We start from the raw sequence: 14,840 nt of genomic DNA, 5'->3' as shown, positions 1-14,840 counted from the left end.
GTCCAAGCGGGTTGAACAGGCCAAACGGAAGGCAGGACGGTTGTGGGCAGATGTGGTGCGTCAGAATCTACCGTGTCTGCAGCGGTCATCCGGGACGCCGATCCATCAAGCGTTGTCGGCGCTTCGGGATTTTGGTTGGGTGTAAAAAAATGGAATACAATATCATCACTTCAAGATGAGGGATGAGAGTCCAAAAGCGCTTACGATATCAATTCCTGAAAATGGTTCGCTAACTAGTGATTGACAACACCCGTAGTGAACCGAAAAAATGTTCTCCACAAAGTCTTGACTGACTCCGTAAAAAATCTCTCATTGACGAAAAAAAAGTGTCAGTGTAGAATGAAAAAAATTTTCAAAAAAACAACTCGTATAATTTCGGAAATATGGTTCGAAAGTTTCTACCAAACGACCGTAAATCGTTTGACTACGAGGATTGCTCCTCGTATCGAGTTGGAGAGGAGGAACATCAATGAAACAACTTGCTGTAGCTTCAAAAAAACAATTCGCCGATGTTGTCGTCAAAAATGGAAAAATTGTCAACGTCTTTACACACGAAATCGTGCAAGCGGATATTGCGATTGCCGATGGAAAAATTGTTGGTATCGGTACATATGATGGGCACACCGTCATTGACGCCAAAGGGAAATACGTTTGCCCTGGGCTAATTGACGGACACGTCCACATTGAATCATCAATGGTTACACCGAGCCAATTTGCTCGCGTCGTCGTTCCACACGGTGTCACTACCGTCATTACAGATCCTCATGAAATCGCCAACGTCGCAGGAACAAAAGGCATTGAATTTATGCTAAACGATTCGAACAACATTCCGCTTGATGTGTATGTGATGTTGCCGTCGTGCGTACCTGCAACCGATTTTGAACACGCTGGCGCGACACTTCATGCCGAACAGTTAGCACCGTTTTTTTCTCATCCGCGCGTGCTCGGACTTGCGGAAGTGATGGACTATCCGTCCCTTCTACAAGGAAAACAGCAGATGCTCGCAAAACTTTCCACAGCCCATGCCGTAGGCAAACTGATTGACGGGCATTTAGCTGGTCTTGATGAGACAGCCGTGAACGTGTACCGAAGCGCCAATGTTCATACCGATCACGAGTGTGTCACCGTAGACGAAGCGCTCGCTCGCGTTCAACGCGGCATGTATGTTTTAATTCGCGAAGGATCCGTCGCAAAAGATTTGCACAAACTACTTCCAGCAGTCAATACGTATAACGCGCGCCGTTTTTTATTTTGCACAGACGATAAGCATATTGACGAGCTTGTCACTGAAGGGAGCATCGATCATCATATTCGCCTAGCGATTCAAGCTGGTATAGAGCCGATAACAGCGATTCAAATGGCGACATTAAATGCAGCAGAATGTTATCGCCTATATACGAAAGGCGCTATCGCCCCTGGGTATGATGCCGACTTTTTGCTTGTGGATGATTTACAGTCATTTTCGATTACGCATGTCTTTAAAAAAGGGGCGCTCGTTGCTGACAACGGACACGCTACCTTTTCCGTGACAAAAACAACTTCGGTTGACAAAACAATTATACAATCCGTTCATGCAAAAAAAGTAACAAAAGAAGATATACAAATTCCATTTACGCGTGGAAATTGTGCTAATGTCATCCGAATTATTCCAAATCATTTGCATACAAAACGTCTCATCACAGAAGTAAACGTCCAAAATGGTGTCTTCCAACCGACACTCAAGCAAGATTTACTAAAACTTGTTGTTGTCGAACGTCACCGTGGGCTTGGAGTCGGTGTTGGCATCGTCAACGGATTCCAATTAAAAAAAGGGGCAATCGCCTCATCCATTGCACATGATTCACATCACATCATCGCTACCGGAACGAATGATGACGACATCATTACTGCCATTGAACATATACAAAGTATAAACGGCGGGCTTGTCGTCGTCGAAAACGGACGTGTTTTAGCAGAATTGCCGCTTGAAATTGGAGGACTGATGACAGCGAGAAAATATGAAGAAGTGCTAGAACGGCTACAAACGATTCACGACGCCTTAACAATCATTGGATCATCAGAAGAATTTAACCCATTTATTACACTTGCCTTTCTGGCATTGCCGGTTATTCCAGAGCTGAAATTAACCGACCAAGGTTTATTTGACGTTTCATCGTTTCAATTTATTGATGTGGAAGTATAGAGGGATTTTTATCCCTCTTTTTGTCGAATGATGTTATAATATGGTTGTGTATAAAAGGAGGTGAGAACATGAGTGCACAAGTGTTGGAGAAAATTTTATCCATCGTCACAGACATCCAAAAAGAATTACAAGACGTTCGAGAAGAGCAACGAGCCATTCGAGAAGAGCAACGGGCTATTCGGGAAGAACAAATGGCTATTCGAGAAGAACACAAAACGTTCCGTGAAGAAATAAACTCTTTGCGGGAAGAGATGAATGCATTCCGCAAAGAGCAACAGTTCATTCGTGAAGAGCAACAAGCATTAAAAAATGGACAAAAAGAGCTTTACGATCTTATGAACGCTCTTCTCCATCGTCAAGAGGAAACGGACGCAAAGCTTGAATCTTTAACGATGGACGTGCATCATATGCGCGGTGAAATGACAGCAATGAAGCAAGAAATCCACGCACTAAACGAAAAAATTGACTCCCACTATGAACAATTCAACGAGCGTCTTAACAACCTCCAACTTGATGTCGATTTCACCGTCCATAAAACAACAATGACTGAGCGTGAACTTTTCAAAATGAGAAATCGGTTGTTTTCATAGAGAGGTCATTTCCCTCTCTATGAAATTCGATTCATATACTTCTTTCATCGATCATTCTCTCTATCAAACATAACATCACTTGCAAAAATGGATTAAATAATCCCGAACACACCTACATTGCCTCTAATGTAATCGAGCACATAGTCTTCTCCCTACATAATATCCCAGTGCTCCCATATAAATCGGGGCTGCAAAGCCAAAAGGAGGATAAAAAGGAAGCGACGTAATCGTTGCGATCCCTAAAACAACCGCCCAATCCCATTTAAATCCCCATTTTTCATCGATAAAAGAAATGAGCGCCTCTGTTACCGCACATATAAACGGAACAGCTAGTACTGCAATTGGAAAAATGGCAATAAAGAAAGAAAAACCGCTAAATAATGAGAGCGAAAGGGCAAACATGACAAACGCCAACAAAACTCCTATTAAAAATTTTTTCACTCATTCTCCCCCTATTCTTCTAATTCACGAACTCGTTTTTTCATTTCGACTAATAGCTGATCAAATAGATGAACATAGCGCTGACGAACATGTTCATAAATTTCCATCGCTATTTTTTCGTCGTATGTATGTGATGTTCTGATTCGATCTTCTAACATTTGAATCCACGCTGCTCCATCTTGAATAAGCCCTTCTTTAAACGCTTGTTTGATCGTTTTTCGCGGACTTGTGACTTCGTTGTTTCCGTTATATTCTAGGTAGCTTTTCATCCATTTCCATGCTAGTTCGTACGTAAACTCAAATCGTTGAATTGTCGCGTCAAGAACTAAGTCGTCTTTTGCCACATCACGCGCGATGCTTTGATGCAGTTTATTTAACGCTTTCTTAAAGTCAAATAGTTTATCAATGATTTTATTCATCGTCACGACTGCCTCCCCGCGTTCATTCGTTAAAAAAATTGTCTTTCCTTCGAGATCAATATACGATTTGAGCTTTTCATTGCTGATCTTTTCATAATCAATAGCATCCACCGTATAAAAGGTTTGCTTTTTTAATCCGTACATGTTTGTACTCAATCGCCCATCACCACCCACTTCTATATCATACGAAAGATGTTTTTCTTTATTATCGCTCTTATGTTACATAATTGAAACCCCTCTTAGCGTTTTCGCCAAGAGGGGTTTTCTATTAAAACATTTCGGATACGGTTTTTGCTTGCATATGAAGAAGTAAGTAGTCTGGGCCGCCTGCTTTTGAGTCTGTTCCAGACATGTTGAACCCACCGAACGGATGATAGCCGACGATGGCACCTGTGCAACCGCGGTTAAAGTAAAGGTTACCAACATGGAATTCTTCACGCGCTTTTTCTAAGTTAAAGCGGTTATTTGAAATGACGGCACCTGTTAAGCCATATTCGGTATTGTTGGCAATTTCAAGCGCATGATCGAAGTCTTTTGCTTTCGTAAACGCCACAACAGGTCCGAAAATTTCTTCTTGCATAATACGCGCTTTCGGATCGAGATCAGCAAACACCGTCGGCTGAATGAAGAAGCCTTTCGAGTCGTCTCCTTCACCGCCTGTCATAAGCTTGCCTTCTTGTTTCCCAATTTCGATATATTCCATAATTTTGTTGTACGCCGATTGGTCGATCACTGGTCCCATAAACGTGCTTTGTTCTTCTGGGTTGCCAACTTTTAATTGCTTCGTTAACTCGACGACGCGGTTTAATACTTGGTCATACACGTCTTCAAGCGCGACAACACGCGAGCATGCCGAGCACTTTTGACCAGAGAAGCCAAAAGCTGACGCGACGATCGATTGTGCCGCTAATTCTAAATCTGCTTCTTTGTCAACAACGATTGTGTCTTTTCCGCCCATTTCTGCAATGACGCGCTTGAGCCAAATTTGTCCTGGGTGTACTTTAGCCGCACGCTCATAAATACGAATACCAACGTCGCGAGAACCTGTGAAGCTAATGAAACGTGTGCGCGGATGGTCGACTAAATAATCACCTACTTCCGCACCGCTTCCTGGAATGTAGTTTAATACACCTGCTGGAAGGCCCGCCTCTTCTAACACTTCCACGAATTTATACGCCACGACTGGCGTTGCACTTGCTGGCTTTAAAAGCACCGTATTTCCTGTGACAAGCGCGGCAACGGTTGTTCCCGCCATAATCGCAAATGGGAAGTTCCATGGTGAAATGACAACGCCAACACCAAGCGGAATGTAAAAGAAACGATTTGTTTCTCCTGGACGGCTCTCAACAGGAATGCCATCTTTTAATTTCAACATTTGACGGGCATAATATTCCATAAAGTCAATCGCTTCCGCAGTATCAGCATCTGCTTCTTTCCACGGCTTCCCTGCTTCTTTCACAAGCAATGCTGAAAACTCATGTTTGCGACGACGGACGATAGCAGCAGCGCGGAATAAAATGTCTGCGCGCATTTCTGGCTTCGTTTTGCTCCACCATGTAAATGCTGCATCGGCTGTTTGCATCGCTTTTTCTGCTAAATCTTTATTCGCTTTCGCTACGCGACCGACAACTTCTGCTTTATTCGCTGGATTAATGGAAACAATTTTATCTTCCGTCATGATTCGTTCGCCGCCAATGACAAGCGGATAATCTTGACCGAGATAAGCCTGTACCGTTTTCAATCCTTCTTCAAACGCTTTTTTGTTTGCTTCGATTGTAAAGTCTGTAAATGGTTCGTGTTTGTAAGGTTGTACCATATGTAAGCCCCCTTTGTTGAAATTACAAAAGCGTTTTCATACACACAATTTCATTCTAACGGATGGAGCATACATATTCAAATTTTTTATGGTTGGTAGATGTGAACAAACGGTTCATTTTTGTCTGGGCTTTTTATAATAATACTTTCCGGTCCGCGCACCGAAGAAATGTAAACAGAAATCGGCATGTAATCAGGCATTTTTTCCATGAGAAGACCTGTGACGTATTGCGTAAATCCAACAACTTCTGTTTTTCCGTAAAACTGCATAACAATGTCGATTGTCAATTGTTGTAGTTGGTCATCACGGTAAAATGCCCTACCGATCACCCCTGTGTAATTCGGAAAAAATTCTTCAATATCGGATTTCAAATTTAAAAACTTGACTAAATCATCGCGATGGTTTTTTTCCGCTTCATCCGATGGAAACACGTAATATTCTTCATTTATTTTTTCCCAATCTTGAATGGCGTTACTTCCCTTATCAACATAACCAGCCGCAAAAAAGTGCCCCGGAACAATGGACGATTTCGGTTGTTGTTCAAATAAGCCAACAACAATCGGTACTTCTCCTAATCCATCCATTTGACGCAAACGAGAAACAATTTTTTCTGCCGCTTTTTTCCCTTCCTTCTCCATATCGCTCTTTGAAATTTTTACTTCGCGTGGATACCCTTCTTCCGTCTCATAGTAATGGACAGAATTCATCGCAAGCCCGATGACGACTCCACCTAATTGCACTTTATCGTTCCCTGTTTTTATTAAGTAGTTGTGCTCTAAAATATGTGAAATGTAGAGTGGATGTTTTTTATTTTTTTCTTCATTTGTCCCTTCATTTCCGAGCGCAGGATTCAATCCTTCGCCATTTCCTTGTTTTCGTTTGAGCCAAGACTCAATCGTTTTTCGATCTAAATATTGCCCTTGTTGAAATAAATATTGTGACGGAGAAAACTTGTCTTGTGCGATGCGCATTAAACCGAGTTCAAATTCATCCATATCTAGTCGGGTATTCACATTTTCAACGACGAGTCCGCGCGCCTCTCCGGGTTGAAACGGTAAAATTGTGCGATAATACGAGTTAGAAATGTTGTACTTTGGAATAATCGCCTTTTGTTTTTTATTATCTGTTTCTTGCACAACTTGCTCTTCTTGATTAAATTTTGGCGCGCATGCTGACAAAGTAAGAAGCGTGCAAGTGAGCAATATGATCAGCCTTTTCATCATTCACACCTGCTTTTATTGTTGTATTTCTTGAAGAAAACGCGCTTCGTCCCAAACCGTAATGCCAAGTTGATTTGCCTTTTCTAATTTTGATCCAGCGTCTTCACCCGCGACGACAACATCTGTCTTTTTACTGACGCTTCCTGTCACTTTCCCACCTAGCGCTTCAATTTTTTCTTTCGCCTCCGCTCGCGACATGGATTGTAGCGTACCTGTTAAAACGAACGTCTTTCCAGCAAATGCGGCATTTACGTCAGCTGACCGTTTTGCACCTTTGTACACCATATTGACACCGTGTGAACGCAAACTGTCCAGCAGCTGTTTGACTTCTTCTTTTGAAAAATACGTAACAATCGAGTCCGCCATTTTGTCGCCAATTTCATGAATGGACGTCAACTCTTCCTTTGTCGCTTGTTGGAGGCGCTCGATCGTTTCAAAATGTTCCGCTAACGTTTTGGCAGCTTTTGCGCCGACATGGCGAATCCCAAGTCCGAACAATAAACGTTCAAGCGAGTTTTGCTTTGATGCTTCAATCGCATGCAGCAAGTTCGTTGCTGATTTCTCTCCCATTCGTTCTAGTGCAACAAGTTGCTCTTTCGTTAACTTGTACAAATCGGCCACACTTCGAACGAGGCCGTGCTCAAATAATTGAGCAATCACCTTTTCCCCTAATCCATCAATATTCATCGCTTGGCGTGAGACGAAGTGAATGAGCCCCTCGCGAATTTGTGCTGGACATTGCGGATTGACGCAACGGAGAGCCACTTCATCATCAAGTCGTACGAGCTCGCTCGCACATGCTGGACAATGCGTCGGCATATCGAACGGTTTCTCTTGCCCTGTTCGCCGCTCAGGTAACGAACGAACAACTTCCGGGATAATGTCGCCCGCTTTTTTAATCACGACGTAATCGCCAAGACGAATATCTTTTTCGCGAATGTAGCCCGCATTATGAAGAGAAGCGCGTTGTACGATCGTCCCTGCTACACGTACCGGCTGTAAAATAGCTGTCGGGGTGACTACCCCTGTTCGCCCGACGCTCAATTCAATATGAACGAGCTGCGTTACGACTTCTTCAGCCGGAAATTTATAAGCAATGGCCCAGCGTGGACTTTTCGCTGTCGCTCCTAGTTGCTTTTGTTGCGCAAACGCATCTACTTTAATAACGATTCCATCAATATCATACGGTAATGATGAGCGTCGCTCATGCCACTGTTCAATGTAAGAAAGTACATCATCCATCGTTTCGCATACTTGCCACGTTGGATTTGTTTTAAATCCGAGCTCGTCTAAATAATTGAGCGACTCACTATGGGAGACGAATCCGAGCTCTTCTGCATTGACAACATGATATACAAATATATCTAACTGACGGGACGCGACGACTTTTGGATCAAGTTGACGAAGCGAGCCAGCTGCCGCGTTGCGCGGATTAGCAAACAATTCTTCTCCATTCATTTTTCGCTTTTCATTTAGCTTTTCAAACGATTTTCGCGGCATATACGCTTCTCCACGCACTTCAATCGACACTTGTTTACGCAATCGAAGCGGCAATGAGCGAATCGTTTTTAAATTTTCCGTAATATCTTCTCCAGTCGTTCCATCCCCACGTGTCGCTCCTTGTACGAAATAGCCATTTTCATAACGGAGCGATACAGCTAAACCGTCAATTTTCAATTCACATACGTAACGAACGTCACCAACTTCTTGGCGCACACGGCGGTCAAAATCTCGTAAATCCCCTTCATGAAAAGCGTTGCTTAAACTAAGCATCGGCACGCGGTGAAGCACCTTTGCAAACGCTTCTAACGGCGCTCCGCCAACGCGTTGCGACGGAGAATCCGGTGTTTTATATTGTGGATATTGTTCCTCTAACTCCATCAATTTTCTCATTAATTCATCGTACTCAGCATCAGAAATAGAAGGTTTGTCTAATACGTAATATTCATAGTTATATTTCTCAATTTGTTGGCGCAATTCGGCAATTTGCTTTTCAACGTCGTGTTGTGCCACGTTCTTCATCCTTTCTACACTTTGGTAATAGGAGCAAATTTCGCCAATAGTCGTTTAATGCCAATTGGGCTTGAAAAAGCGACATCTAGCTCTTGATCACCATCGCTTTCTTTTACGCGCACAATTGTCCCAATGCCCCACACTTTATGGCTCACCTTATCTCCTACGCGCCATCCCCCTTGCAACATGGTAGATGGACGTTGAGATGTCGCCTGTTGTTTCACTCGTTTATGTGCATATTCAATGAGCTCTTCAGGAATTTCATCAATAAAACGAGATGGGGCGTTAACATGCGTTTGTCCAAATAACGTACGCATATGCGCACGCGTTAAAAAAAGTTCTTCTTCCGCACGCGTAATGCCAACATACGCTAAACGTCGTTCCTCTTCCATTTCATCTTCATCGTTTAATGAACGGTTATGCGGGAAGATCCCTTCTTCGAGTCCGACTAAAAAGACGACAGGAAACTCTAATCCTTTTGCAGAATGAAGTGTCATTAAAACAATCGCATCATTTGTTTGCCCTTCATTATCATTATCAAGCTGATCTATATCCGCAACAAGCGCTAAGTCCGTTAAAAAAGCAACAAGTGACTTATCTTCGTTTACTTGTTCAAAATGTTGAGTAACTGATAAAAACTCGTCAATGTTTTCAAGTCGACTGTGTGCCTCTAACGTTTTTTCTTCACGAAGCATATCGCGATAACCTGAACGATCGAGCACATCTTCGACAAGTTCTGTGACAGACAAGTAATGTTGCATTTGGCTCCAATGGTGAATTTGTTCGCGAAATTGCACGAGCGGTGCAGCGATGCGAGCGCTAATTCCCATTTCTTCAATAGAACCAAGCGCATCAAACATCGATATTCCTCGGCTAGAAGCATATGCTGCAATTTTATCAATTGTTGATGCCCCAACGCCGCGTTTTGGAACGTTAATAATGCGTGTAAAGCTAATGTCATCATTCGGATTCGCAATTAAGCGCAAATAAGCTAAAATATCTTTAATTTCTTTTCGGTCATAGAATTTTAAACCGCCAACAATTTTATATGGGATATTCGCCTTTAATAACATTTCTTCAAGCACGCGCGATTGCGCATTCGTTCGATATAAAACAGCAAAATCTTTATACGCTCGTTTTCCTGCATCAACATATTCTTTAATTTTTCCAACGACAAATTGCGCTTCATCCACTTCCGTCATCGCCTCATAATACACAAGCGCATGTCCTTCGCTATTTTCCGTCCAAAGCTTTTTCGGTTTTCGTTGCGTGTTATGCTCAATAACTGCATTGGCTGCTTGTAAAATACGTTTCGTTGAGCGGTAATTTTGCTCAAGAAAAATGACTTTTGCGTTCGGATAGTCTTTTTCAAACGATAAAATGTTGCTAATATCGGCACCGCGCCAACGATAAATCGATTGATCAGAATCGCCGACCACACATAAGTTTTGAAATCGTTTCGCAAGCATGTTCACGAGCAAATATTGCGAGCGGTTCGTATCTTGATATTCATCGACATGAATGTACTGAAACTTTCGTTGATAATATTCCAACACTTCCGGAACACGTTGAAATAGTTGAATTGTCGTCATAATTAAGTCATCGAAATCAAGGGCATGATTGCGCAACAATCGCTTTTGATATTCTTGATACACATCCGCGACAAGCTTCTCATATGGACTTGCCGCTTGGTCGGCATATTTTTCTGGCGTCATCAATTCGTTTTTCGCGCTGCTAATTGTACCTAAAAGCGCACGTGGATCATATTTTTTTGGATCAATATTGCGATCTTTTAAAATATGTTTTAACACGGATAATTGATCGGTTGGATCCAGAATGGAAAAATTAGCATGAATGCCGATCCGATCGATGTCGCGTCGCAAAATGCGAACGCACATCGAGTGAAACGTAGAAATCCATATATCTTCCGCTTGCTTTCCAACGATTCGTTCTACACGTTCTTTCATTTCACGCGCTGCTTTGTTTGTAAATGTAATCGCTAAAATGTTCCATGGAGCAACATCTTTCTCCGCCATTAAATAAGCGATGCGATGCGTTAACACGCGCGTCTTTCCACTTCCTGCCCCCGCCATAATTAAAAGCGGGCCTTCCGTCGTTTTCACAGCCTCTTTTTGTTTTTCATTTAATCCTTCCAACAGCATATGTGCTGACATACTCATTTTTTCACCACCAAAACATATGTTCTCTTTTTTTATTTTCCATTTATATCTTTTTTCCTTTTACCGCTTCGACTGTTTGTAACGCCAGCTGTAAATTTGTATAAATCGCATTTCCTACAACGACGGTGTCAGCCCACATCGCCATCTCTTTCGCTTGTTCAGGTGTATGAATGCCACCGCCATAAAACAAACGTGTGCGTTCTAGCGTCCGTTTCACTTTCTCTACAAGCGTCACATCTCCGTATCGCCCGCTGTATTCCATATAAAAAATTGGAAAATGGTACATATGTTCCGCCATTCGAGCATACGCAATAACATCTTCTTCTGTTACATCCGTTCGTGCGCTTGTTAATGATGCCGCTTTACATTCGTCATTTAAAATACAATACCCTTCAACAAACAGTTCTTCCCAATTAATTAACTCACCAAACTGTTTGACCGCTTCGTGATGCAAATCAATTAACCAAGCCAGCTCACGGCTATTTAGCACTATTGGAATGAAATAATAGTCAAACCCGGGTGTAATCGCCTCGATGTTCGATACTTCTAATGCACATGGAACGGAAAAACGGCGCACGCGCGCAAGCAAATCGATGACGTTTTCAAGCGTCACACCGTCTGTTCCGCCAACAATGATCGCATCCGTCCCTGATTCGCATACTTGTTCTAATTGTTCATCTGTTATTTCTTTATTCGGATCTAATTTAAACACATGGCGCCATGTTGTTATCTCATTCATATTTTTTCACCTCATCTCATTATAACAAAAATCATAACAAAAAATCGTAAAAAGAAGCTGACTCATTGTGAGCCAGCCTCCTCTTGTTGTTCACCATAAATACGATCGAGTGCCATGGCATACGCATCATTTCCGTAGTTTAAACAACGTTTTACGCGCGAAATAGTCGCTGTGCTTGCCCCTGTTTCTGTTTCAATTTTATGATACGTATATCCTTCGCGCAACATGCGAGCTACTTCCAACCGTTGCGCAAGCGCTTGTATTTCATTGACCGTACATAAATCATCGAAAAAACGATAACATTCTTCTAAATCTTTCAATGACAAAATCGCGCGAAATAATTGGTCAAGCTCTCTGCCTCGCAATTTATTAATTTGCATATACGTCCCCCTATTCATATTGTACTTGTTCGAGATTCGGAACGACTTGAATCCACGTTTTTCCTCGGGTAAATCCGAGCGGAACACCGTCTTTATAAGGGAGGAGGCGTCCGTCAATATTTTTCCACTCCACTTCCTGCATCGTTCCTTCTTGAAATAAATACCCTCTTCCACCTGATGTAAAGTCAATGTCTCTTCGACCATAGTCGTCAATAATTTGATGCGTCGCTTCAATGACGAACACATTTTCTACCGCAACCGGTGTATTCGTCTCCCGATCCACTGTCGGCTCTCCACCGCTCGAACGAACATATTTCGTTCCGTCGTACGCATAATGAACGTGAGCATACGATCGTTTAGAGTACACCACATCAATATTCGTCGCTTTTACAGCGTTTGTCAAATCGTTTGTGAAAAATGGTAACGGTCTGACTTCTTCTTCGAACGCATAGCCGTTTTTTTCAGCACCTTTTTTAATATTTTCAAAGGAAATGTACGAGTTGTGCGGTGCCTTTCGTGTGCGATCTCGCCAAAATAATGTTCCATCGTAAAACAGTCCATTGACATAATCCGCCGCACCAGACTTTAACAACGTCTGTGCCTCTGGACTCCATCCGTGACAGACGTATAAAGCATGAAAGCCATTACTTAATTGAATAAAGTAATCTCTTGCGCTTCGAACAGGGCCAATGATTTCAGGTTGCTCGCTTTGATAAATGGCTAACAGCCGTGTAATATCTCCTTCCGCAAGCACTTCATATACGATATCTGCTTTGTGTAATCCCGATTGAGGTCGTGCGGCAGGATAGTTATTAATCATCACCGCCACAGCTCGTTGCATCGTTTTTTCATTCGTTGGCATGCCTGTTAACGGAAACGTCCATGATGTTTCCTTTGTTTCTTTTTTATTTTCCTGTTCGACTGTTGTCGGTGGGGACTTGTTTTCTTTTACATTTGACTCTGTACGTTGACATCCGATGCTAAACAAAAACACCGCCATGATCATAAATAGAAAAAATAATCGCCGCAACATGAACCCAACCTTTCGTTTTCGTCCCTTTTATATTTTAACGCATTATTGTTGGAAAGAGTACTGTTTTATGCATTACATCGTAAATTCCTTTTGGTGTGATCCGAATGTAAGGTAAATGTGTCGACGATAAAAAGAGCAAAGTGTAAATCGGGTCAGCAAACGTATAGCCACGCGCCCGCAACAACTCTCCAAGCGTTTTTTCTTCTTCTATTAGCTCTCTCATCGGCTTCGCTGACATTAATCCGCCTAACGGAAGGGAAATGTCGTGAATGACTTCCCCGTGTTCACATAACACAATGCCGCCGCCAACTTGTTTCATCCGTTCAAATGCAAGCAATAAATCACGTTTACTTTTTCCAATTAAAATAATATCTCCTGTATTGGAATACGAGCTAACAAGTGCTTGCACATGTGTCGCAAACCCTTTTAATATGGTGTTCACACGCCATTTTCCGTTGCGATCAATAAGCATTAAAAAGCTTTCATCATGATCGGTTGATAACTCATCAGCAGATGTATCAATGGAAATTGAATATGGCTTAATAATGACCGAGTTTTCCATGTACATCCCTAATGGCATCGAAAATTGCAAATCATCCATCTGCAAATCCCAAGATAAAGAGAGCGGCGCAAGACCATGTACGTCCCATTCAACGGCTGAAAAAGCAGAGACAGGTACACCGTCACGTTTGACCCACTGTCCGCTCGCTAAAACAGAAATCGGTGTCGGATTTGAAACATGTTCAAGAACGTTAATATGTGCAATGCGCCCTGGCGTAATGCTTCCGTGCAAATGATCGATATTGTAATAACGGGCGATGTTCCATGTGGCCATGCTGTATGCATCAATGTCACGTACTCCTTCTTGCAATGCGATGCGAATCATTGCGTCGATCAATCCTTTTTCATAAAAGGAAGGCGTCGATCCGTCCGTTGTAAACATGCATTGATCGTAATGATGAATACCGAATTGTTTCATTTCTTTAAGCAACGTCGGCAAATCCGGCCGGATAGATGAATGGCGCAATGATACGGTATACCCGTGCATTAATCGCTTATACACATCGTTTCCGGTCATCGATTCATGATCAGCATCCGCCCCGAATAACTTCATTTTCGTCAGCGTACGATCTGAGGCGCCGGGAAAATGACCTTCCACTTTTTTACCAAGTTTTTTCGCCTCTTGCATCCAATGGAGAACGAAATCGTCCCCTTCTAACAGTTTTGGCCATCCAGTCAGTTCACCGACTTGTAACACCGCATCGTTTTCAAGCCATCCTTTCATGTTTTTATATGAAAAAAGATGTTCTTCTCCTTCCATTTCTGTTTGGGGATCAAGTCGGCACCACCAATACATCGTCACCGGTTGTTTTTCCATAGCAGACAAAAAAGAAAACGCTTTCTTTTTTGTCAACTGTAAAAAAAGAAATAAATTGTCGTTAATAAGTGTTGTCGTACCGTGCTGTGCTGCATATTCCGCTAACGTATGGGGATTATATAACTGAAACGGATGAGCATGAGGCTCAATATAGCCGGGAACGAGCACTTGATTCGTGCAGTCGATGACTTCACATGAATCTAATTGCTTCGGTTTGTTCGGACCGACGTACACAATTCGGTCGTCGCAAATCCAAACGTTTCCTTGTACCCATTGACGTATGTATGGATGTAAATATGTTGCGTTCATTAACACTTTTGTTGGCGCTTGCTTTCCGTCAACTATCGCAACGTGTTTGCGAATTTGTTCACTTTTCCATCGATATCGTTTTTCCATCATGATCGCTTTCCTCCTAAATCGTACCATCATCTATACACATTTTAACGGAT

The 14,840-nt window shown here is 42.4% G+C and carries 12 protein-coding genes, 1 pseudogene and 1 riboswitch; of the genes and pseudogenes, 3 read left to right on the top strand and 10 right to left on the bottom strand.

The window, feature by feature from the left end; genetic code table 11:
* The 3 genes and pseudogenes from LH47_RS15255 to LH47_RS09155 form a co-directional block, all read left to right on the top strand.
* Positions 1 to 145 (top strand): annotated as a pseudogene (locus tag LH47_RS15255) (UPF0236 family protein); the annotation flags it as partial.
* Positions 146 to 345: 200 nt separating this feature from the next.
* Positions 346 to 447, top strand: a riboswitch (purine riboswitch).
* A gap of 22 nt (positions 448 to 469) precedes the next feature.
* Positions 470 to 2,182 (top strand): adenine deaminase, encoded by a 1,713-nt coding sequence (gene ade / locus LH47_RS09160; protein WP_043966732.1) that lies wholly within the window; start codon positions 470 to 472, stop codon positions 2,180 to 2,182.
* 68 nt (positions 2,183 to 2,250) lie between these two features.
* The gene (locus LH47_RS09155; RefSeq protein ID WP_043966730.1) at positions 2,251 to 2,772 is read left to right on the top strand and encodes a hypothetical protein; all 522 of its coding nucleotides are present in this window, start codon (positions 2,251 to 2,253) and stop codon (positions 2,770 to 2,772) included.
* 123 nt (positions 2,773 to 2,895) lie between these two features.
* Here the strand turns inward: LH47_RS09155 and LH47_RS09150 are convergent, their stop codons facing one another.
* The 10 genes from LH47_RS09150 to LH47_RS09105 all read right to left on the bottom strand — a co-directional run bounded on the left by LH47_RS09150 (position 2,896) and on the right by LH47_RS09105 (position 14,790).
* Entirely contained in the window at positions 2,896 to 3,213 is a 318-nt protein-coding gene (locus LH47_RS09150; protein WP_043966728.1) for a hypothetical protein, read from the bottom strand.
* An 11-nt stretch (positions 3,214 to 3,224) separates the two neighbouring features.
* Entirely contained in the window at positions 3,225 to 3,806 is a 582-nt protein-coding gene (locus LH47_RS09145) for a nucleotidyltransferase substrate binding protein (protein WP_235341095.1), read from the bottom strand.
* Positions 3,807 to 3,900: 94 nt separating this feature from the next.
* On the bottom strand, positions 3,901 to 5,448 hold the full coding sequence (gene pruA / locus LH47_RS09140) for an L-glutamate gamma-semialdehyde dehydrogenase (protein ID WP_043966725.1): 1,548 nt from the start codon (positions 5,446 to 5,448) through the stop codon (positions 3,901 to 3,903).
* Positions 5,449 to 5,534: 86 nt separating this feature from the next.
* A complete protein-coding gene (locus LH47_RS09135) occupies positions 5,535 to 6,668 on the bottom strand; it encodes a CamS family sex pheromone protein (RefSeq protein WP_043966724.1) in 1,134 nt (377 codons plus the stop codon).
* A 15-nt stretch (positions 6,669 to 6,683) separates the two neighbouring features.
* Positions 6,684 to 8,690, bottom strand: coding sequence for an NAD-dependent DNA ligase LigA (ligA, locus tag LH47_RS09130; RefSeq protein WP_043966722.1), 2,007 nt, complete (start codon positions 8,688 to 8,690; stop codon positions 6,684 to 6,686).
* A 5-nt stretch (positions 8,691 to 8,695) separates the two neighbouring features.
* Positions 8,696 to 10,861 (bottom strand): DNA helicase PcrA, encoded by a 2,166-nt coding sequence (gene pcrA / locus LH47_RS09125; protein ID WP_043966721.1) that lies wholly within the window; start codon positions 10,859 to 10,861, stop codon positions 8,696 to 8,698.
* A 43-nt stretch (positions 10,862 to 10,904) separates the two neighbouring features.
* Positions 10,905 to 11,600 (bottom strand): heptaprenylglyceryl phosphate synthase, encoded by a 696-nt coding sequence (gene pcrB, locus LH47_RS09120; RefSeq protein WP_043966719.1) that lies wholly within the window; start codon positions 11,598 to 11,600, stop codon positions 10,905 to 10,907.
* A gap of 62 nt (positions 11,601 to 11,662) precedes the next feature.
* Positions 11,663 to 11,980: a YerC/YecD family TrpR-related protein gene (locus LH47_RS09115; protein WP_043966717.1), complete on the bottom strand. Its 318-nt coding sequence runs from the start codon at positions 11,978 to 11,980 to the stop codon at positions 11,663 to 11,665.
* Positions 11,981 to 11,990: 10 nt separating this feature from the next.
* On the bottom strand, positions 11,991 to 13,013 hold the full coding sequence (locus tag LH47_RS09110; RefSeq protein ID WP_043966715.1) for a DUF3048 domain-containing protein: 1,023 nt from the start codon (positions 13,011 to 13,013) through the stop codon (positions 11,991 to 11,993).
* 34 nt (positions 13,014 to 13,047) lie between these two features.
* Positions 13,048 to 14,790: an adenine deaminase C-terminal domain-containing protein gene (locus LH47_RS09105; RefSeq protein ID WP_043966713.1), complete on the bottom strand. Its 1,743-nt coding sequence runs from the start codon at positions 14,788 to 14,790 to the stop codon at positions 13,048 to 13,050.
* Positions 14,791 to 14,840: the final 50 nt, after the last annotated feature.

This window comes from Anoxybacillus thermarum, from assembly GCF_000836725.1.
GTDB classification, from domain to species: domain Bacteria; phylum Bacillota; class Bacilli; order Bacillales; family Anoxybacillaceae; genus Anoxybacillus; species Anoxybacillus thermarum.
This window is presented reverse-complemented; position numbering and strand designations above follow the sequence as displayed.

What these genes read in the sequence shown, in the direction of transcription:
- ade (WP_043966732.1), top strand. Translation starts at nt 470, where the DNA reads ATGAAACAACTTGCTGTAGCTTCAAAAAAACAATTCGCCGATGTTGTC.
- LH47_RS09155 (WP_043966730.1), top strand. Translation starts at nt 2,251, where the DNA reads ATGAGTGCACAAGTGTTGGAGAAAATTTTATCCATCGTCACAGACATC.
- pruA (WP_043966725.1), bottom strand. Translation starts at nt 5,448, where the DNA reads ATGGTACAACCTTACAAACACGAACCATTTACAGACTTTACAATCGAA.
- LH47_RS09135 (WP_043966724.1), bottom strand. Translation starts at nt 6,668, where the DNA reads ATGAAAAGGCTGATCATATTGCTCACTTGCACGCTTCTTACTTTGTCA.
- ligA (WP_043966722.1), bottom strand. Translation starts at nt 8,690, where the DNA reads ATGAAGAACGTGGCACAACACGACGTTGAAAAGCAAATTGCCGAATTG.
- pcrA (WP_043966721.1), bottom strand. Translation starts at nt 10,861, where the DNA reads ATGAGTATGTCAGCACATATGCTGTTGGAAGGATTAAATGAAAAACAA.
- pcrB (WP_043966719.1), bottom strand. Translation starts at nt 11,600, where the DNA reads ATGAATGAGATAACAACATGGCGCCATGTGTTTAAATTAGATCCGAAT.
- LH47_RS09115 (WP_043966717.1), bottom strand. Translation starts at nt 11,980, where the DNA reads ATGCAAATTAATAAATTGCGAGGCAGAGAGCTTGACCAATTATTTCGC.
- LH47_RS09110 (WP_043966715.1), bottom strand. Translation starts at nt 13,013, where the DNA reads ATGTTGCGGCGATTATTTTTTCTATTTATGATCATGGCGGTGTTTTTG.
- LH47_RS09105 (WP_043966713.1), bottom strand. Translation starts at nt 14,790, where the DNA reads ATGATGGAAAAACGATATCGATGGAAAAGTGAACAAATTCGCAAACAC.